At 60.0% G+C, this 18,850-nt stretch carries 16 protein-coding genes; 7 read left to right on the plus strand and 9 right to left on the minus strand.

The features are described from left to right. Window positions 1-426 carry a DUF2069 domain-containing protein gene (locus tag CKW21_RS20755; protein ID WP_095195784.1) on the plus strand — a complete coding sequence of 142 codons (426 nt, stop codon included), beginning with the start codon at window positions 1-3 and terminating at the stop codon, window positions 424-426. 99 nt (window positions 427-525) lie between these two features. Here the strand turns inward: CKW21_RS20755 and CKW21_RS20760 are convergent, their stop codons facing one another. Together CKW21_RS20760 and ttcA are read right to left on the minus strand one after the other, a co-directional pair. After that, a complete protein-coding gene (locus CKW21_RS20760) occupies window positions 526-1,200 on the minus strand; it encodes a DNA-3-methyladenine glycosylase I (RefSeq protein ID WP_095195785.1) in 675 nt (224 codons plus the stop codon). Between the two features lie 147 nt (window positions 1,201-1,347). Next, the gene (gene ttcA / locus CKW21_RS20765) at window positions 1,348-2,172 is read right to left on the minus strand and encodes a tRNA 2-thiocytidine(32) synthetase TtcA (RefSeq protein ID WP_047532261.1); all 825 of its coding nucleotides are present in this window, start codon (window positions 2,170-2,172) and stop codon (window positions 1,348-1,350) included. Between the two features lie 278 nt (window positions 2,173-2,450). On the opposite strand from ttcA, the gene CKW21_RS20770 reads away from it, so the two are divergent. Further along, entirely contained in the window at window positions 2,451-3,053 is a 603-nt protein-coding gene (locus CKW21_RS20770; RefSeq protein WP_095195786.1) for a Yip1 family protein, read from the plus strand. Between the two features lie 159 nt (window positions 3,054-3,212). Next, window positions 3,213-3,707, plus strand: coding sequence for a SprT family zinc-dependent metalloprotease (locus CKW21_RS20775; protein WP_095195787.1), 495 nt, complete (start codon window positions 3,213-3,215; stop codon window positions 3,705-3,707). A 120-nt stretch (window positions 3,708-3,827) separates the two neighbouring features. On the opposite strand, the gene CKW21_RS20780 is transcribed toward CKW21_RS20775, so the two are convergent. Further along, a complete protein-coding gene (locus CKW21_RS20780) occupies window positions 3,828-5,009 on the minus strand; it encodes a CaiB/BaiF CoA-transferase family protein (protein ID WP_095195788.1) in 1,182 nt (393 codons plus the stop codon). Window positions 5,010-5,152: 143 nt separating this feature from the next. Then, window positions 5,153-6,484 (minus strand): dicarboxylate/amino acid:cation symporter, encoded by a 1,332-nt coding sequence (locus CKW21_RS20785; RefSeq protein ID WP_095195789.1) that lies wholly within the window; start codon window positions 6,482-6,484, stop codon window positions 5,153-5,155. A 339-nt stretch (window positions 6,485-6,823) separates the two neighbouring features. On the opposite strand from CKW21_RS20785, the gene CKW21_RS20790 reads away from it, so the two are divergent. Beyond that, window positions 6,824-7,837 (plus strand): AraC family transcriptional regulator, encoded by a 1,014-nt coding sequence (locus CKW21_RS20790; protein WP_095195790.1) that lies wholly within the window; start codon window positions 6,824-6,826, stop codon window positions 7,835-7,837. Window positions 7,838-7,981: 144 nt separating this feature from the next. On the opposite strand, the gene CKW21_RS20795 is transcribed toward CKW21_RS20790, so the two are convergent. From CKW21_RS20795 to CKW21_RS20805, 3 genes are all read right to left on the minus strand, one after another. After that, complete coding sequence (locus CKW21_RS20795) at window positions 7,982-9,328, minus strand: ATP-binding protein (RefSeq protein ID WP_095195791.1); 1,347 nt, start codon at window positions 9,326-9,328, stop codon at window positions 7,982-7,984. Further along, on the minus strand, window positions 9,325-10,002 hold the full coding sequence (locus tag CKW21_RS20800; protein ID WP_095195792.1) for a response regulator: 678 nt from the start codon (window positions 10,000-10,002) through the stop codon (window positions 9,325-9,327). Before CKW21_RS20800 ends, CKW21_RS20795 begins: the two co-directional genes overlap by 4 nt. Before the next feature lie 121 nt (window positions 10,003-10,123). Next, window positions 10,124-10,726: a hypothetical protein gene (locus tag CKW21_RS20805; protein ID WP_095195793.1), complete on the minus strand. Its 603-nt coding sequence runs from the start codon at window positions 10,724-10,726 to the stop codon at window positions 10,124-10,126. A gap of 146 nt (window positions 10,727-10,872) precedes the next feature. Between CKW21_RS20805 and CKW21_RS20810 the strand changes: the two genes are divergently transcribed. Both CKW21_RS20810 and CKW21_RS20815 read left to right on the plus strand, forming a co-directional pair. After that, complete coding sequence (locus tag CKW21_RS20810) at window positions 10,873-11,664, plus strand: dienelactone hydrolase family protein (RefSeq protein ID WP_095195794.1); 792 nt, start codon at window positions 10,873-10,875, stop codon at window positions 11,662-11,664. Window positions 11,665-11,882: 218 nt separating this feature from the next. Next, on the plus strand, window positions 11,883-12,608 hold the full coding sequence (locus tag CKW21_RS20815; protein ID WP_218274051.1) for a 4'-phosphopantetheinyl transferase: 726 nt from the start codon (window positions 11,883-11,885) through the stop codon (window positions 12,606-12,608). A gap of 126 nt (window positions 12,609-12,734) precedes the next feature. Here the strand turns inward: CKW21_RS20815 and CKW21_RS20820 are convergent, their stop codons facing one another. Then, window positions 12,735-14,345 (minus strand): ATP-binding protein, encoded by a 1,611-nt coding sequence (locus CKW21_RS20820; RefSeq protein ID WP_095195796.1) that lies wholly within the window; start codon window positions 14,343-14,345, stop codon window positions 12,735-12,737. Then, window positions 14,342-15,064: a response regulator gene (locus tag CKW21_RS20825; protein WP_095195797.1), complete on the minus strand. Its 723-nt coding sequence runs from the start codon at window positions 15,062-15,064 to the stop codon at window positions 14,342-14,344. Before CKW21_RS20825 ends, CKW21_RS20820 begins: the two co-directional genes overlap by 4 nt. A gap of 731 nt (window positions 15,065-15,795) precedes the next feature. On the opposite strand from CKW21_RS20825, the gene CKW21_RS20830 reads away from it, so the two are divergent. Next, window positions 15,796-18,690, plus strand: coding sequence for a ribonucleoside-diphosphate reductase subunit alpha (locus CKW21_RS20830; protein ID WP_095195798.1), 2,895 nt, complete (start codon window positions 15,796-15,798; stop codon window positions 18,688-18,690). The last annotated feature ends 160 nt before the right edge of the window (window positions 18,691-18,850 follow it).

The raw sequence follows: 18,850 nt of genomic DNA on the forward strand, positions 1-18,850 counted from the left end.
GTGGCCAAGAAGCCGAAGATCCTGCCCGCCATCGAATGGCTTGAACCCCGTGTCCGGGCCATGCGCGTCATCAGTCTGCTGTGTTTTTTCGGCCTGGTGGGCTTGCTGTGTATCTACTACCTGCTGTTGGCCGACCTGCACGGCGCCCGGCCATGGGTGATTTTGCTGATCGAGTTGGTGCCGTTGCTGTTGCTGGCACCTGGCATGATCATCGGCAGCCCCCGCGGGCATTCGTGGATGTGTTTTGTGGTGAACCTGTATTTCATCAAGGGCGCACTGGCCGCGTATGACCCGAACCGGCAGATGTTCGGCTTGCTGGAAATGGGGGCAAGCCTGGCGGTGTTCTGCTCGGCGCTGTTGTACGTGCGGTGGCGGTATCAGTTGAATCGCAGGTTGGCTGGCGAGGGCGCCCCCTCAGTCGCCTGAAAGATTGCAATCGCCAGCAGGCTGGCTCCCACATTGGATCTGTGCCGTACACAAGTCCCCTGTGGGAGCGAGCCTGCTCGCGAATGGGGCGACTCGGTCTTAGTGATTCACAGTGTAAGCCAGCATCATCGAGATCTGGCTCATCGGCCGTCCGCCACTTTCTGCATGCCACTGGTTGAACACGTCCTGCACCAACGCCAGGTCGCGCAGACTGCTCGGCACCTTGTCGATGATGTCCTGTGCATTCAACGCCGCCACCACGTCATAACTCGGCACGAAGGTGTCCTTGCCGACCATCCGCAGAAAACGCGGAGCCGACAGGCCGCCCAATTGATGGCCACGCTTCTTCAGCAAGGTCCACAACCCGACGATATCGGTCACCGGCCAATCGGCGATCATCGCGCCGAAGCTGCCCTGTTCATGGGCCACGTCCAGCACGAACTGCGCGTTACGCGGTACGCTCTTGAGCTTTCCCAGATGGCGGATGATCCGCGCGTCCTGCATCAGGCGCTCCAGGTGTTCGGCACTCATCAGCACGACTTTCTCCGGGTCGAACTTGAAGAACACTTCCTCGAAAGCCGGCCACTTGGCGTCCACCAGGCTGTGCTTGAGACCCGCGCGAAACACGCGCAGCGCCATGGTCGACAGGTAGCGATCGTCGGTAATGTCGCGCAATTGCGCCGCCGTCTTGGGAACGGGCAGATGGGCTTCCAGTTCAGCCGCCGAACCGAAGCGGTTCAAGCAGTATTCGTTCAGCCACTTGTAGTCGCGCATGCCCTCTCCCGGGAAACTAAAAACCTATACCTGTGAACAAAAAACCTGTGGGAGCGAGCCTGCTCGCGAAGGCGGTGTGTCATTCAACATTGATGTCGGCTGACACCACGCCTTCGCGAGCAGGCTCGCTCCCACATTTAATCTTGCTTAAAGGTTCACCACGTTGACGAAGCGCGAAGCCGCCGTCTCGTCGATCTTCAGGTTGGTGAAGTCGAACAGATTGCGGTCGGCCAATTGCGACGGAATCACATTCTGCAGGCTGCGGAAAATGCTCTCGGTACGGCCAGGGGTCTTGCGTTCCCAGTCTTGCAGCATTTCCTTGACCACCTGACGTTGCAGGTTTTCCTGGGAACCGCAGAGGTTGCACGGGATGATCGGGAATTGCTTGAGGTCCGAATAGGCCTGGATGTCTTTCTCGTTGCAGTAGGCCAGCGGGCGGATCACCACGTTGCGACCATCGTCGGCGCGCAGTTTCGGCGGCATGGCCTTGAGCGAACCGTTGAAGAACATGTTCAGGAAGAAGGTCTCGACGATGTCGTCGCGATGGTGACCGAGCGCCATCTTGGTCGCGCCGATTTCGTCGGCGAAGGTGTAGAGCGTACCGCGACGCAGGCGCGAGCACAGCGAACAGGTGGTCTTGCCTTCGGGAATCAGTTCCTTGACCACCGAGTAGGTGTCTTTCTCGACGATGTGGTACTCGATGCCCAGTTCCTTGAGGTAGGCCGGCAGCACGTGCTCCGGAAAGCCTGGCTGTTTCTGGTCCATGTTCACGGCCACGATCTCGAACTTGATCGGTGCGACCTTCTGCAAGTGCATCAGCACATCAAGCATGGTGTAGCTGTCCTTGCCTCCGGACAGGCAGACCATGACCTTATCGCCGTCTTCAATCATGTTGAAGTCGGCGACAGCCTCACCGGCCTGGCGGCGAAGGCGCTTTTGCAGTTTGTTCTGGTTGACCGTAAGAGTGCCCATGACGCGAAATCCGTGAGGTGTGACGAAAGGCGGGCATTTTACGCAAAAACCCTTCGGGGGCGAAGCGTCCTGACAGATTGCTGCCTTACAGACACAAGTGCGATTAAGCCAGCGCTTTACAGCGCAATTTGCTCTAAGCCCTACCACCTGTAGGGTTAACTCCTTCCTATACTGCGTCATAAGGTCGCAGACATAACCAGACCTATTACTGACTTGGCCAATTTGGCCCGTAGGCGCTCCACTGGGGGGCGACGGTAAAAACAAGAGGAGTGACTGGCATGATCCATCACGTAGTGGGGCTCTTCACCCACCCTGACCAGGAATGGAAAGAAATCCGTGGCGACCAGGAGGAAAGCATCAGCCACATGTACCTGACTCACACGCTGATTCTGGCGGCGATCCCTGCAGTGTCGGCGTTTATCGGCACGACCCAGGTCGGTTGGGTCATCGGCAATCGAGCGCCCGTGATGCTGACCATGGAAAGCGCACTCTGGATGTCGATCATGTCGTACCTGGCAATGCTCGGCGGCGTTGCGGTCATGGGCGCATTCATCCACTGGATGGCCCGCACCTATGACGCCAACCCGAGCCTGGCCCGCTGCGTCGCGTTTGCGACTTATACCGCGACTCCGCTGTTCATTGGCGGCATAGCGGCGCTGTATCCGCACTTGTGGCTGGGGATGATCGTCGGCACCGCGGCGATCTGCTACACCGTCTACCTGCTGTACGTCGGGCTACCGACATTCATGAACATTCCATCGGACGAGGGATTCCTGTTTTCAAGCTCGGTGCTCGCGGTAGGCCTGGTGGTGCTGGTGGCCATCATGGCGTTTACCGTGATTGTCTGGGGACTCGGCGTGGGGCCGGTCTATACCAATTAGCAACTCACCACCCAAAAAACTAGATCTGCCAACACAGGCCGCCGCAAGGCGGCCTTTCAATGCTTGAGCAACTGGAACGGCAACGACCATTCGGCACTTGAGCGATTCGCAAGGCCCGAGGGTTGCGGCATACTCGACGTCTCTGGAGATCCATCAAGCATGCCCGAGCAACTCAATACCCGCGTCGAAGACTGTTTCCAACAAGCTGAATCCTTTTTCAAACGACCTTTCAAACGCCCGGTGGTGAGCCTCAAGCTGCGCGGGCAAAAAGCCGGTGTCGCGCATTTGCACGAGAACCTGCTGCGCTTCAACCCGCAGTTGTACCGGGAAAACACCGAAGACTTCCTCAAGCAAACCGTGGCTCACGAAGTCGCCCACCTGATCGCCCATCAACTGTTCGGCGACCGTATCCAGCCCCATGGCGAAGAGTGGCAATTGATCATGCGCGGCGTGTACGAACTGCCGCCCAACCGATGCCACACCTACGACGTCAAACGCCGCAGCGTGACCCGCTATATCTACAGATGCCCTTGCCCGGACAGCGATTTCCCGTTTTCAGCGCAGCGCCATGGCCTGGTACGACAGGGGCGGCGATATTTGTGTCGGCGGTGTCGCAGTACGTTGATATTCAGTGGGGAGATGAGGGTCGAGTAGTTGGACTTGTGGTGTTTGGGCTGGCCCCTTCGCGAGCAGGCTCGCTCCCACAGGGGCTGTCCAGTGCGACATGGATCCTTTGTGGGAGCGAGCCTGCTCGCGAAGGCGGCCTGACAGGCGCTAGAGAATTACCTTGGCACGCCGCAGTTCTTCAACCCGCTCAGCACTGAACCCCAACGCCCCCAACACCTGATCCGTATGCTCCCCCAGCGCCGAACCAATATGCTTCGGCTCGGGCAAGCCATTGGAAAACTTCAATGGGCAAGCCATCTGCGCCTGCGTCGAGCCATCACCGCGCGGCACATCTGTCACCAGCTTGCGCGCCTGAAACTGCGGATGCCGCACCGCCTCCCCCAGACTCAATACCGGCTCGACACAGGCATCCAGCTCGGAGAACAAGGCGCACAGCTCGGTGAAGTCATGCTTCTCGAACTCAACCCTCAGCGCGTCCTTGAGCTTTTTCTGCTGTGCCGGTTGGGCTGACAGCCCCAGGCTCGCCAATTCTTCCACGCCCAACGCCGCACACAGCTGTTTCATGAAGCCCGGCTCCAGGCTGCCCACCGACAACCAGCGCCCATCCCGCGAACGGTAATAATCGTAGAAGCTGCCGCCATTGAGCATCTGGTCCTCCCGCCCCGGCTCGACGCCGCACGCCAGGTACCCGGCACCGGCCATGGCGTTCAAGCTAAAGGCGCAGTCGGTCATGCTCACATCCAGATGCTGCCCCTGTCCGGTGTGCTGCCGGGCAATCACTGCCGCCAACAGGCCGATGACGCCATGCAGCGAACCACCGGCGACATCCGCCACCTGCGCGCCCAAGGGCAGCGGACCACTGTCGACGCGGCCGGTGTAGCTCGCCAGCCCGGCCAGCGCCAGGTAGTTGATGTCATGGCCCGCGCGATCTTTGTAAGGACCGGTCTGCCCGTAGCCGGTGATCGACACATAAATGAGCCTGGGATTGATCGCCTTCAAGGCTTCATAACCCAGGCCCAGGCGTTCCATGACGCCGGGGCGGAACTGCTCCAGCACGATGTCGTACTCCGTGAGCAACTGCTTGATCACCTCCAGCGCCGCAGGCTGCTTGAGGTCCAGGGCCAGGCTGCGTTTGTTGCGATTGAGATAGGCGTGGCTGGCCGATACGCCCTGATCGTGGGGTGGCAGCACGCGAACGAGGTCCATGCGCGATGGCGATTCGATGCGCAGCACCTCGGCGCCCATGTCTGCCAGCAACAACGAGGCGAACGGCCCCGGCAGCAGTGTCGAAAAATCCAGAACCTTGAGTGATGCCAGTGGACCGAGCATGAAATTCTCCCCCTAAGTTGCCCCCAGACTAGGCAGGCGAACGCGCGGGAGCAATCACCGTATGCGCCAGTGACGCTGACCGTTACGCTCAAGTCGCAGGCAATAAAAAACCCGCCGAAGCGGGTTTTTCATTTCACGAGGTCTTACTTGACGTTCGAGGCCTGGCCTTCGGCCACACCCAGGTCGTCTTCTTCACGCTCGTTAGAGATGCCACGACCGCCCGAGGCCAGCTCGGCTTGCAGTACGTCGGTGTCCAGTTCCTTGACCCACTTGGCAACAACCACGGTGGCAACAGCGTTACCGATCAGGTTGGTCAGGGCACGTGCTTCGGACATGAAGCGGTCGATACCGAGGATCAGCGCCAGGCCGGCAACCGGCAGATGGCCAACAGCGGACAGGGTGGCGGCCAGTACGATGAAGCCCGAACCGGTCACACCCGCGGCACCTTTGGACGACAGCAGCAGCACGACCAACAGAGTGAGCTGGTGCGTGATGTCCATGTGAGTGTCAGTTGCCTGGGCAATGAACACGGCCGCCATGGTCAGGTAGATCGCGGTACCGTCGAGGTTGAACGAGTAACCGGTCGGGATCACCAGACCCACGACGGATTTCTTCGCGCCCAGACGCTCCATCTTGATCAGCATGCGTGGCAGTACCGATTCCGAAGAAGAAGTACCCAGCACGATCAGCAGTTCTTCACGGATGTAACGGATCAGTTTCAGTACGCTGAAGCCGTGAGCGCGAGCGATACCGCCCAGCACGATCAGGATGAACAGCAGGCAAGTGATGTAGAAGCAGGCCATCAACTGACCCAGTTGCACCAGCGAGCCGACACCGTAGGCACCGATGGTGAAGGCCATGGCACCGAAGGCACCGATCGGCGCGAGCTTCATGATCATGTTGATGATGTTGAACATCACGTGGGCGAAGCGATCAATGAAGTCCAGCAGCGGCTTGCCGTAGGCACCCAGGCGATGCAGGGCGAAACCGAAGATCACCGAGAACATCAGCACTTGCAGGATGTCGCCCGTGGCGAACGCACCGACGATGGTGGACGGGATCACGTTGAGGAGGAAGCCCACGACGCTTTGATCAGCACCGGCCGAGACATAGGCAGCCACTTTGGAGGCATCCAGCGTGGTCACGTCGATGTGCATGCCGGCGCCCGGCTGCACAATGTTGACCACCACCAGACCGACGATCAAAGCGATGGTCGAAACGATTTCGAAGTACAACAGCGCGTAACCGCCGGTCTTGCCGACCGACTTCATGTTCTGCATGCCGGCGATACCGCTGACGACGGTGCAGAAGATGATCGGGGCGATGATCATTTTGATCAGTTTGATGAACCCGTCACCCAGTGGCTTGACCGCCACACCGAGCTGCGGATAGTAGTGACCGAGCAAAATACCGATGACAATTGCAACGATCACCTGGAAATACAGGGATTTGTACAGTGGCTGACGAGTCGTCATTGCAAAGTTCCTCAAGAGTGCGCGCCGACAACATCCATCTGTTGCCCTCGACACCTCATTTGCGAACCCTCCTGCACTGGAGGGATTTGTTTTTTCGAGCTGCGCGACGGCAGACATCTGCTCGTTGTATCGCAAAGCCCGTGCCATCTTGCGCAAAACCCCTGCAAGCCTTTTGATATCAAGGGTTGCAGGTTTATCAATGCCCGCGAACGGTTACAACGTAGTGGCGGATTTCCGCCCCTCGACCAAAACCCATCCCGTAATTTGGCGGATATCCGCCTTGTTCATCGCTTCCAACCGCAGCTACCATCCGTCGTTCAAGGGACGGATTTGCCTGTTATGCGCGAACGCACCATCGCCAGTCATTTCGCCCGCGCTGTCCTGCGTGGCGCGCAACGTCGTGGCTACGACTATTTACAGCTGCTGCAGCAAGTGGGGATCAGCCCCGAGTTGCTCGACGAGCCGCGGGCGCGCATCGCGCCGGAGCAGTTCACCCGACTGATCCAGGCACTGTGGCTGGCGCTGGGCGACGAATACCTGGGGTTCGGCCAGGCGCCGAGCAAACCGGGCAGCTTTGCGATGATGTGCCATGCCGTGATCCACTGCCGCAGCCTGGATAAGGCGCTCAACCGCGGCCTATTGTTTTATAGCCTATTCCCTGATGCACCGTGCCTGACCCTGACGCACGAAGGTGACATGATCCGCCTGAGCCTGGAGGATTCGCAGCTCTGGGATCCGGATCATTTCCTCACCGAAAGCCTGTTGGTGATCTGGCACCGGTTCGGCAGCTGGCTGATCGGCCAGCGCATACGGCTGGAGCAGGCCACATTCAGCTATCCACGACCGGAACACGGGGCTGAATACGATTTATTGTTTTCCTGTCCGCTGGTTTTTTCTACAACAACGAGCGCGACGGAACAGAGCAGCCTGCTGTTCCACAGCCGATACCTGAACATGCCGTTGCTGCAGGACGAACGTACCCTCAAGCATTTCCTTGAACACTCACCCGCCAACCTGCTGTCGCGCCCGGACGACGGCCACAGCCTGAGCAGTCAGTTGCGGCGCTTGCTCAGCCGCGACAGCTCACGCTGGCCGGACCTGGAAGCCGTGGCCGCGCACCTGCACATCAGCCCACAGACGCTGCGTCGGCATCTGCGCGAGGAAGGCACCAGTTTTCAGGCGTTGAAGGACCATCTGCGCCGCGACATTGCGATCTATCACCTGAGCCGCAACGATCTGCCCTTGCAGCAGATCGCCGAGCAACTGGGGTTCTCCGAGCCATCGGCGTTTCATCGGGCGTTCAAAAAGTGGACGGGGCTGACACCTGGGGCTTATCGCGCGCAGGAGAACTGAGTTTTGCGGTAAATTGACTGGCCCCATCGCGGGCAAGCCCGCTCCCACAGGTTTCTTTGTTGTTCAAAAATAATGTGTCCACAGAGATCCCTGTGGGAGCGGGCTTGCCCGCGATGGGGACCGAAAGCACACCGCAGCCCCCAGTCAAACCACCGGAAACAGAATCCTGAACGCCGCTCCACCCATCGGTGAATCCCCCAGGGTCAGTTTGGCGCCATAGCTTTCGATGATGTCCTTGACCACCGCCAGGCCAATACCTTGCCCGGGATGCTGTCGATCCAGCCGCTCGCCTCTTTGCAGGATGCGCGCACGCTGGTCGGGCGGTACGCCGGGGCCGTCGTCTTCGACACACAACTCAGTGCCGCTCAGCGTCTGGCGCACGCTGATACGCACTTCGCCCAGGCACAGGCGATAGGCGTTCTCCAGCAGATTGCCCATCATCTCCAGCAAGGCGCCCTGCTCGATCGGCACATAACACTCGTCCGGCAGATCCAGAATGACCCGAACGCGCTTGTCGCGGTAGACCTTGTCCAGCGTGTCGCACAAGCTTTGCAGCACCGGCCGAAGTTGTACCTGATGACGCACCAGGCCGCTTTTTCGCAGGCTGGCGCGCTGCAGTTGATAGCTGATCTGCTGGCTCATGCGCTCGATCTGGGTTTGCAGCACCCAGGCCTGATCGCGATCTTCGGGGCGTTGCGCCATGTCCTCGCTGACGCCTTGCAGCACCGCCAACGGGGTTTTCAGACTGTGCGCCAGATCGTCGAGGGAGTCGCGGTAACGACTGCGCTGCTCGCGCTCGCTGTGCAGCAAGCGGTTCAGAGAGCCGGTCAGGCGCAGCAGTTCGCGGGGATGTTGTTCGCTGAGACTTTCACGGGCGCCACTTTCGATTTCGTCCAGTTCCTGGCTGAGTCGGCGCAGCGCCTGCAACCCCCAGGTCAGGCCGATCCACAGCAACGCCAGCAGCACCAACAAGGCCGCGCCGAAGCCCAGATAAAGGTTTTCCCGCAGGCCTTCGACGGTCTGTTCGTACTCGCGAACCGGCTGCAGCGCGACAATGCTGAACGCCGCACTCTTGCCGCCCAGCAACTTGACCTCGACGTCATAGACGAAGAACTCCTGGCCATTGGCTTCACTGATCCTTGCGAACTCGTTACCGCGTCCGTCATAACGCGGCTTGTAATTGATCTTTTCTTCCTGGGTGGCCCTGGATCGCCAGACCAGGTGACCTTCGCGGTCATAGATGTAGCCGAGCAAACGGCTGTCGGTGAGGTTGAAACGCTCGTCAGGCAACTGCGCCGGCATCTGCAAGCGGTTGTTCTCCACCCGGGCGGCGGAGATCAGCGTCGTTACATCCGACGCCAGGCGCTGCTCGATGGAATCCTGCAGCGCCAGGCTGAACGCGCCCTGCATCGCCGGCAACAGCGCCAGCATGAACAGCACCGCCAGCAGTGTGGCGGCGAGCATCAAGCGGACACGAAGCGAACGAATCAAGTGCAACGCTCATTGAACAGGTAGCCGAGGCCGCGAACGGTATCGATCGGCTTGAACCCGGCCGGCCCCTCCAGTTTGCGACGTAGACGGCCGACCAACACTTCGATCACGTTCGGATCGCGCTCGTCGTCATCCGGATACAGCTGTTCCATCAGGCGGTCTTTCGCCACCACTTGCTGGTGATGGCGCATCAGGTATTCAAGAATGCGGTATTCGTAGGCCGTCAGCGCCAGCGGCTGGTCGTCCAGAGACGCCTGTTTGCGATTGAGGTCGAGCAGCAACGGCCCGGCGACGATGGTCGACTGGGTAAAACCGCTGGAGCGGCGCAGCAAGGCATTGAGCCGGGCGTCCAGTTCCTCGAACTGGAAAGGCTTGACCACATAATCGTCCGCCCCGGCGGCCAGCCCTTCGACTTTGTCCTGCCAGTTGCCGCGCGCGGTGAGGATCAGGATCGGAAAGGTCTTGCCCCGTGAACGCAGCTGGCGGATCAAATCGAGGCCGCTCATGCCCGGCAGGCCGAGATCGATCACCGCCAGGTCGTGGTTGAACTGCTCGGTCTGATACACCGCCTCCTCGGCGTTGGCCACGGACTCGACCACATGGCCGCTTTCCGTCAGGCGGGTTTGCAGGTGATGGCGCAACAGCGCTTCATCTTCGACGACCAGCAGTTTCATAACGCTCTCCAGCAAATCAACAGCTCCAGAGGTACGAGTTGCTCAAAAGCATGCACGCCTCGATGACTAACACGCCGACGCCGGATCAATTGATCCGGCCCCGGTTTTCACGGACTGCCGTTTAGAAAGCGTAGTTGGCAGACAGGTACGTCTGGGCACTGCTGGTCAGGTCCAGCGAACCCTGTTTGCTGCCACCGCTCTGGCTCATCTCGGTACTGGCATTGCTGCGCAGGTAACGGTAACCCAGTTCAACCGAGGTGTTTTGCGACACCTGTTGCAGCACACCCATCTGCCCGCCGACGGCGTAACCGATGTCGCTGTCGCGGCTGTAGCCTGGCGAGTCCTGCGTCAGTTTGGTCACGCCGGCGGTGGCGCCACCGAACAGCTTGGTACTGCCGCCCACCGGGTAGAACAGATCGTAGCTGCCCAGGAGGTTTTCCTGACGCAGTTTAATCCCATTGTGCGAGCCCGACACGTTGTCGTAGGTGGCGTAGTAGCGACCCTGGCTGTTCTGCTGCCCCAGACGCACACCCCAGGTGTTGTCCTTGTCGATCACACCACCGGCGTTCGGATTATTGAGGTTAGTGTCCAGTGCATTGGACTTTTTTACCTTGTCGCTGGTCTGTCCAAAAGTAAGGCTGGCGAAATTGTCGTCACCAGCATGGGCGGCGACACTGGCGCCCATGACGGTGAAAGCCAGAAGCAGTTTTTTGAATGTAGTCATTGGGGAGTTACCTCATGCGCTATTTGCTTTTCGGGTATGGCGCAAGGTTACTGACCCGGCCCTGAACTCCCCCTGAACGCACTCTGAACCTGAGCTGAATCAACTCGACTCGCCGGTTCCAATGAGTTTCCACAGGAGATTCGACCATGCGCATGTTCTTAGCTGTCCTCTTGCTGGCCTTTAGCGGGCTCGGCCACGCCGCCATCAAGACCCAGGAAATTCCCTACCAGAGTGCCGATGGCACCCAGCTGATCGGCTATTACGCCTACGACGACGCGATCAAGGGACCGCGCCCTGGTGTCGTGGTGGTGCATGAATGGTGGGGGCTCAACGATTACACCAAGCGTCGCGCCCGTGACCTCGCCGGCCTGGGCTACAGCGCCCTGGCCATCGACATGTATGGCGATGGCAAGAACACCGAACATCCCAAGGACGCCATGGCCTTCATGCAGGCCGCATTGAAGGACAGCGCCGCATCCAGCGCTCGCTTTCAGGCCGGGCTCGATTTGTTGAAGAAACAACCCCAAACCGATCCGGCTAAAGTGGCCGCCATTGGTTACTGCTTCGGCGGTGGCGTGGTGCTCAACGCTGCGCGCCGGGGAGTACCGCTGGCCGGCGTGGTGAGTTTCCACGGCGCGCTGGCGACCCATACGCCGGCGACACCCGGCAGCGTGAAAGCGAAAATCCTGGTCGAGCATGGCGCGCTGGACAGCATGATCACCCAGGACAACGTCGCCGCCTTCAAGGCCGAAATGGACAAGGCCGGGGCCGACTACCAATTCGTCAACCTGGACGGCGCCAAGCACGGCTTCAGCAATCCCGACGCCGATCGCTTGGGCCACGGTGATCACGGCGGGCCGGATATTGGCTACAACAAGGCGGCGGATGAAAAGTCGTGGGCGGACATGCAGGCGTTTTTCAAGAAGATCTTTAGCTGATCCGCAGAATATCTTGAGCCAAGCACTGCCCCTCTGTGGCGAGGGAGCTTGCTCCCGCTGGGCTGCGAAGCGGCCCCAAAACCTGCAATCGCGTTTCATCAGGGACAATACGATTGCTGTATTTGCGACTGCTACGCAGCCGAACGGGAGCAAGCTCCCTCGCCATAAAAGCCCTCAAAGACTACCCAGCCGCCAGGCAACCCGGCAAAATGCCCGACATGAATCCCGTCCCCGCCCTGCCCGCCTGCTGTACGCCCCTCGATGCCCACTGGCCGCTGCCGTTCGTGCTGCCCGATGCGGTGCTGTTGAGTACCCGTTTCGATACTTCGCAACTGCTCAGCGATGATTTCCAGCGCAGCGCCATCGAAGCGCCGGCGAGCATCCAGCGCTCCGTCGCCAAGCGGCAGGCGGAGTTTCTCGCCGGACGGGTTTGCGCGCGGGCCGCATTGCAGCAACTGGAAGGTCTGAGTTTCAGCCCGGCCATCGGCGAGGACCGCGCGCCGGTCTGGCCGGCGCACATCACCGGCTCCATTACCCACAGCACCGGCCGTGCCGCAGCAATCGTCGCGAACAAAAGCCATTGGCGCGGATTGGGCATGGACCTGGAAAACCTGCTCAATGCCGAACGTGCAGAGCGCCTGGCCGGAGAAATTCTCACCCCGCCAGAGCTACAGCGCATGGCCGCTGGCCGTCGCGACCTGCGGGCATTGCTGGTGACCCTGACCTTTTCGGTGAAGGAAAGCCTGTTCAAGGCGCTCTATCCGATCGTCCGGCAACGTTTCTACTTCGAACATGCCGAAGTGCTGGAGTGGACCGAGGCGGGTGAGGTGCGGTTGCGGTTGTTGACCGACCTCTCCAGTGAATGGCGCAACGGCACCGAGCTGGATGCGCAGTTCGGGGTCAAGGATGGGCAGTTGTTGAGTCTGGTCAGTATCAAGGCCTGAAGATTTTCAGTGACCATTCCGACCCTTTCGCGAGCAGGCTCGCTCCCACAGGGAGTTGTGGTGTCGCACAAATCCAGGGTGGGAGCGAGCCTGCTCGCGAAGGCGGTGTAGCATTCACCGAAAATCTCAACGCTTCTCCTGATTGCGCGGCCAACTCAAACTGAAACAGGCCCCGCCCAGACTTTTGCTCTTGCCGATCAGCGCCCGCCCGTCATGCCAGTGGATGATGCGTCGAACAATGGACAGGCCCAATCCGTGCCCGCCTGAAGCACGGGTACGGCTGTCATCGAGGCGCAGGAACGGGGTGAAGATTTTCTCCCAGGCCATTTCCGGCACGCCTGGCCCATCATCCTCGACATCCACCCGACAGCGTTGTTGTCCCACCTGATAGCTGATGGTCACCCGTGATTGCGCATGGCGCATGGCGTTGCTGACAAGGTTCTGCAGCGCCCGATGCAAGTAACGCGGCTCGGCCTCGACCCAGGCATCGTCACAATCGGCAGCCGACAGGCACAAGCCTCGCTGCACCGTGACATCGGCGCGAAGCGGCGCCAATTCCTCGATGACCTGATTGACCAGCGCATCCAGGTCGATGCGTTGGAAATTCAGGGCCGGCGAGCCCTGTTCCAGCCGCGCATAGGTCAGCATCTCATCCACCAGGCGGTCGAGATCCTCGATGTCGTGATCCATGCTCGCGCAATATTTTTCCAGGGCTTGCGGGGTGTTGGCCGAGCCGATCATTTCCAGGCCAAAGCGCAAGCGCGCTACCGGCGTGCGCAACTCGTGGGACACCGCGCGCACCAGTTCGCGCTGGATCGCCAGCAGTTGTTGCAGGTGCTCGGCCATGCCGTTGAACGCTGCCGCCAGCCGGCCAACCGAGTCCGCACCGCGCGCTGGGACGCGGGTTTCCAGGCTGCCCTTGGCGATGCGCGTGGCCGCCGCCTCCAGACCGCGCAAACGGCGCTCCAGTTGCCGAACCAGAAGATAGACGATCAACCCGATCAGGGTCAGGCCCAGCGCGGCGATCAGCACCAGCCACTCCGGTGGATAAGGGTTCATCTGATACAACGGACCGATTTCCAGCACCCACGGTGTACCGACCATGCCGGCAAACACCCGGATCGAATCGCCGCCCTTGCCCAGCGCCATCACCGTGTCGCCTTCGGACACCCGACGACTCTGGTCTTCATCCATGTCGGCGTCTTCCACCGTCACCAGGCGCAAGTCGAAACCAAAGCCTTTGTCCTGCTTCAATTGCGCCAGGCGCACCGGCTGCTCACCCACCGGGTAGCGCACCAGTTCATCGGTCAACAGGTAAATCGTCGCCCGGGCCAATTGTTCGCTGATCTGCTGCACTTCCCCCGTCAGTACCAACTGTTCCTGGGCGCTGACCAGGCGGTAAACCTTCGCCGCATGCGGGCCGGTCTGCTCCACCAGCGCCTGGCCGCGCAGCACGCGGGTGCGCTGGGTAAGGTCGAGGTCGGTCTGATTGAAGGTTTTCAGCGCCAGCGGAATCCCCAGCAGCCGCTCCCACACCAGCAATGCTCGGTGGCGCTCGGTCTGGTTCATCGGTTGCAGGTTATCGGCCATCAGCGAGAATGTGCCATGGGCCAGACGCTCGCGATATTGCTCGCTGCGCACCTGGTTGAGCATGTGCAATGCCAGTACACCAAGTACCGCCACCAGAATCAGCGCGGCGCACATGCCGCCATAGATGCGCAGGAAGATCGAGTTCACAGGGACGAGTCTACGCAGGCCTCGGGAACGAACAGGTAGCCTTTGCTGCGGATGGTCTTGATCAGCCGCGGATGCTCCGGGTCATCGCCGATTTTCGGGCGAATGCGTGAAATGCGCACGTCGATGGAACGGTCCTGGCCGTCATAGCCGATGCCGCGCAGCGCAGTGAAGATTTCTTCCCGGGACAGAATACGCCCGGCGTTGGCCACCAACAGCCAGAGCAGATCGAACTCGGCGCTGGTCAACTCGATGCCGTTGTCGTTCAGCCAGGCTTCGCGCAGCGCGTTGTCCACCACCAGGGGGCCGAACTGCAGGCGCCGCTGTTTTTCCGGGGCGGCCTCCGGTGCTTCACTGCGTCGCAACAAAGCCTGGATGCGCGCCAGCAGCAAGCGCGGGCGCACCGGTTTGCACACGTAGTCGTCGGCCCCCAGGTCCAGGCCAAGTATCTGGTCGGTGTCGTCGGTGCGGGCGGTGAGCATCAGGATCGGGCCGTCATAACGGTCGCGGACCTTGCGGCAAATGCTCAGGCCGTCCTCACCGGGGAGCATCAGGTCGAGGATCACCAGGTCCGGCTGCTCCTTGATGATGCGCGCCGCCGCCAGGGCGCCATTGCCTTCGATTGTTACCCGCAGGCCATTGGTTTCCAGGTAGTCGCGGGTCAGTTCGGCCAGACGCTGGTCGTCCTCGACAATCAATACCTGCCAGGCTTCTTGCTCCACGGGTGACCTCTGCTTGCCAATATCTCTAATAAGGAAGGACCCACCCGTCTTTTTGTAATGATTGGGGTGGATAAATTGCCTGCATGCTGGCCGATTGTATAAACGTCGCCCGCCCAGAACACAAGCTGGTAAATGCGTTCGGACAAGGCGGTTTTTTGTGATAGGGTTCGCGCCCTTAAAAATCCGTCCAGGCGTTTTCGATCGTTGAAAAATGATGAAAAAAGGCCCGATCCAGCAGCATCGCGGCCTACACGCCGATTCGCTCTTTCACACACAATTTACGCACAGGTTTATCCACAGGTAGTACGTTGCAATCCCCCCCCAAAACGCATTATCTTGTAGCCCAGCGCCAAAAAAACCCTAGATGTAGGGTTTCGCGCAAAAAACCAAACACAAACCGGACACCAATTTCAAGCGCTTTTCTTGCCACTGTCCGGTTGAACCAAACGTATTTTCGAAAGACCAAACCGCGCGTGCGGATGGCTACTGTATTTCGGCCCAAAAGGGTGAAAACGGTACGGGTGTTGCAGTCCCAACTGTCACCTTAAAGGACCCCGGTCTCAGGCCCTTGGCATGAGACCAAAGACTTCGGCATGGAAGCGGCGCCCAATAGCACCCTTCCTACTGTCCCGAAGTTGTTATGCCCGGCATTCGCCGGTTGTAGTGCTTCAGGACGGAACGGTGGGCACCTTGATGGTGCCCAAACAAACATAGAGAACGTGGAGACACCCATGCAAACCGACACAACTCGCGAGAACCCGCAGGGCACCTTGCCGCAGGCCGCCGATTCGAATTCGGATCTGTCCGCCACCGCGCCTGGCCAGCTGCGCGTGATCAAGCGTAACGGCACTGTCGTTCCTTACACCGATGACAAGATCACCGTCGCCATCACCAAAGCGTTTCTCGCAGTTGAGGGCGGCACCGCTGCCGCTTCGTCGCGAATCCACGACACCGTTGCCCGCCTGACCGAACAGGTCACTGCAACCTTCAAGCGTCGCATGCCATCGGGCGGCACCATCCACATCGAAGAAATCCAGGATCAGGTCGAACTGGCCCTGATGCGCGCAGGCGAGCAGAAAGTCGCTCGCGACTACGTGATCTACCGTGACGCTCGCTCGAAAGAACGCGCCGCCCACGCACCGGTCGAAGAAGCGGTCAACGCTCACCCGTCGATCCGCATCACCCGCGCCGACGGCAGCCTGGCGCCGCTGGACATGGGTCGCCTGAACACCATCGTCACCGAAGCATGTGAAGGCCTGGAAGAAGTCGACGGCGACCTGATCCAGCGCGAAACCCTGAAAAACCTGTACGACGGCGTGGCCCTGACCGACGTCAACACCGCCCTGGTGATGACCGCCCGTACCCTGGTCGAGCGTGAGCCGAACTACTCGTTCGTGACCGCCCGCCTGCTGATGGACACCCTGCGTGCCGAAGGCCTGGGTTTCCTCGGCGTCGCCGAAAGCGCTACCCACCACGAAATGGTCGACCTGTACGCCAAGGCCCTGCCTGCCTACATCGCCAAGGGTATCGAATTCGAATTGCTGAACCCGGTTCTGGCCGACTTCGACCTGGAAAAACTCGGCAAGGCGATCAACCACGAGCGCGACCAGCAGTTCACTTACCTGGGCCTGCAAACCCTGTACGACCGTTACTTCATCCACAAGGATGGCGTGCGCTTCGAACTGCCACAGATCTTCTTCATGCGCGTGGCCATGGGCCTGGCGATCGAAGAGAAGCACAAAGAAGACCGTGCGATCGAGTTCTACAACCTGCTGTCGTCCTTCGACTACATGTCGTCGACCCCGACCCTGTTCAACGCCGGCACCCTGCGTCCACAGCTGTCGAGCTGCTACCTGACCACCGTGCCGGATGACCTGTCGGGCATCTACCACGCGATCCACGACAACGCCATGCTGTCGAAATTCGCCGGTGGCCTGGGCAACGACTGGACGCCGGTTCGCGCATTGGGTTCTTACATCAAGGGCACCAACGGCAAATCCCAGGGCGTCGTACCGTTCCTGAAAGTCGTGAACGACACCGCCGTTGCCGTTAACCAGGGTGGCAAGCGCAAAGGCGCTGTCTGTGCCTACCTGGAAACCTGGCACATGGACATCGAAGAGTTCATCGAGCTGCGCAAAAACACCGGTGACGATCGCCGTCGCACCCACGACATGAACACCGCCAACTGGATCCCTGACCTGTTCATGAAGCGTGTCTTCGATGACGGCAAGTGGACCCTGTTCTCGCCATCCGAAGTCCCGGACCTGCACGACCTGACCGGCAAGGCCTTCGAAGAGCGCTACGAGTACTACGAAGCCCTGACCGAGTACCCGGGCAAGGTCAAACTGTTCAAGACCATCCAGGCCAAAGACCTGTGGCGCAAGATGCTGTCCATGCTGTTTGAAACCGGCCACCCATGGCTGACCTTCAAAGACCCGTGCAACCTGCGCAGCCCGCAGCAGCACGTTGGCGTGGTCCACAGCTCGAACCTGTGCACCGAGATCACCTTGAACACCAACAAGGACGAGATCGCCGTTTGCAACCTGGGCTCGATCAACCTGCCGAACCACATCGTGGGCGGCAAGCTCGACACCGCCAAGCTGCAACGCACCGTGAACACCGCCGTGCGCATGCTCGACAACGTGATCGACATCAACTACTACTCGGTGCCGCAAGCGAAGAACTCCAACTTCAAGCACCGTCCGGTCGGCCTGGGCATCATGGGCTTCCAGGACGCGCTGTACCTGCAGCACATCCCTTACGGTTCCGACGCTGCCGTCGAGTTCGCCGACAAGTCGATGGAAGCGGTCAGCTACTACGCGATCCAGGCTTCCTGCGACCTGGCTGACGAGCGTGGCGCCTACGAGACGTTCCAGGGTTCGCTGTGGTCCAAGGGCATTCTGCCACTGGATTCGCAACAGATCCTGATCGAAGCCCGTGGCCAGAAGTACATCGATGTCGACCTGAACGAAACCCTGGACTGGGCACCTGTGCGCGCCCGTGTGCAGAAAGGCATTCGTAACTCCAACATCATGGCCATCGCACCGACCGCAACCATCGCCAACATCACCGGCGTGTCGCAGTCGATCGAACCGACCTACCAGAACCTCTATGTGAAATCGAACCTGTCGGGCGAATTCACCGTGATCAACCCGTACCTGGTTCGCGACCTGAAGGCTCGCGGTCTGTGGGACTCGGTCATGATCAACGACCTGAAGTACTACGACGGTTCCGTGCAGCAGATCGAACGCATCCCGCAAGAACTCAAAGAGCTCTACGCGACTGCCTTCGAAGTGGACACCAAGTGGATCGTCGACGCGGCAAGCCGTCGTCAGAAGTGGATAGACCAGGCTCAGTCGCTGAACCTGTACATCGCTGGTGCATCGGGCAAGAAGCTGGACGTGACCTACCGCATGGCCTGGTACCGTGGTCTGAAAACCACTTACTACCTCCGTGCCCTGGCCGCGACCAGCACCGAAAAATCGACCATCAACACCGGTAAGCTGAACGCTGTTTCCAGCGGCGGCAACCACGGTGACGACTCGGTTCTGGCTGCTCCAGCCGGTCCTGCTCCAGTGCCGAAGGCCTGCGCCATCGACGAACCGGATTGCGAAGCTTGCCAATAAGCTGAGCTTGTAGGCGCTGAAAGGTGCCTACCTGAAACCCCCGATGAGCCTCTGGTTGATCGGGGGTTTTCTTTTGCCCCGATGAATGTAGTGGCCGGTTTGCCGCCTTCGCTCACATGTGTGAACGCCACAGCTCCACTGTGTGAGCGAGCCTGCTCGC

The sequence above is a fragment of the Pseudomonas sp. Irchel 3A7 genome, assembly GCF_900187565.1.
Lineage (GTDB): Bacteria > Pseudomonadota > Gammaproteobacteria > Pseudomonadales > Pseudomonadaceae > Aquipseudomonas.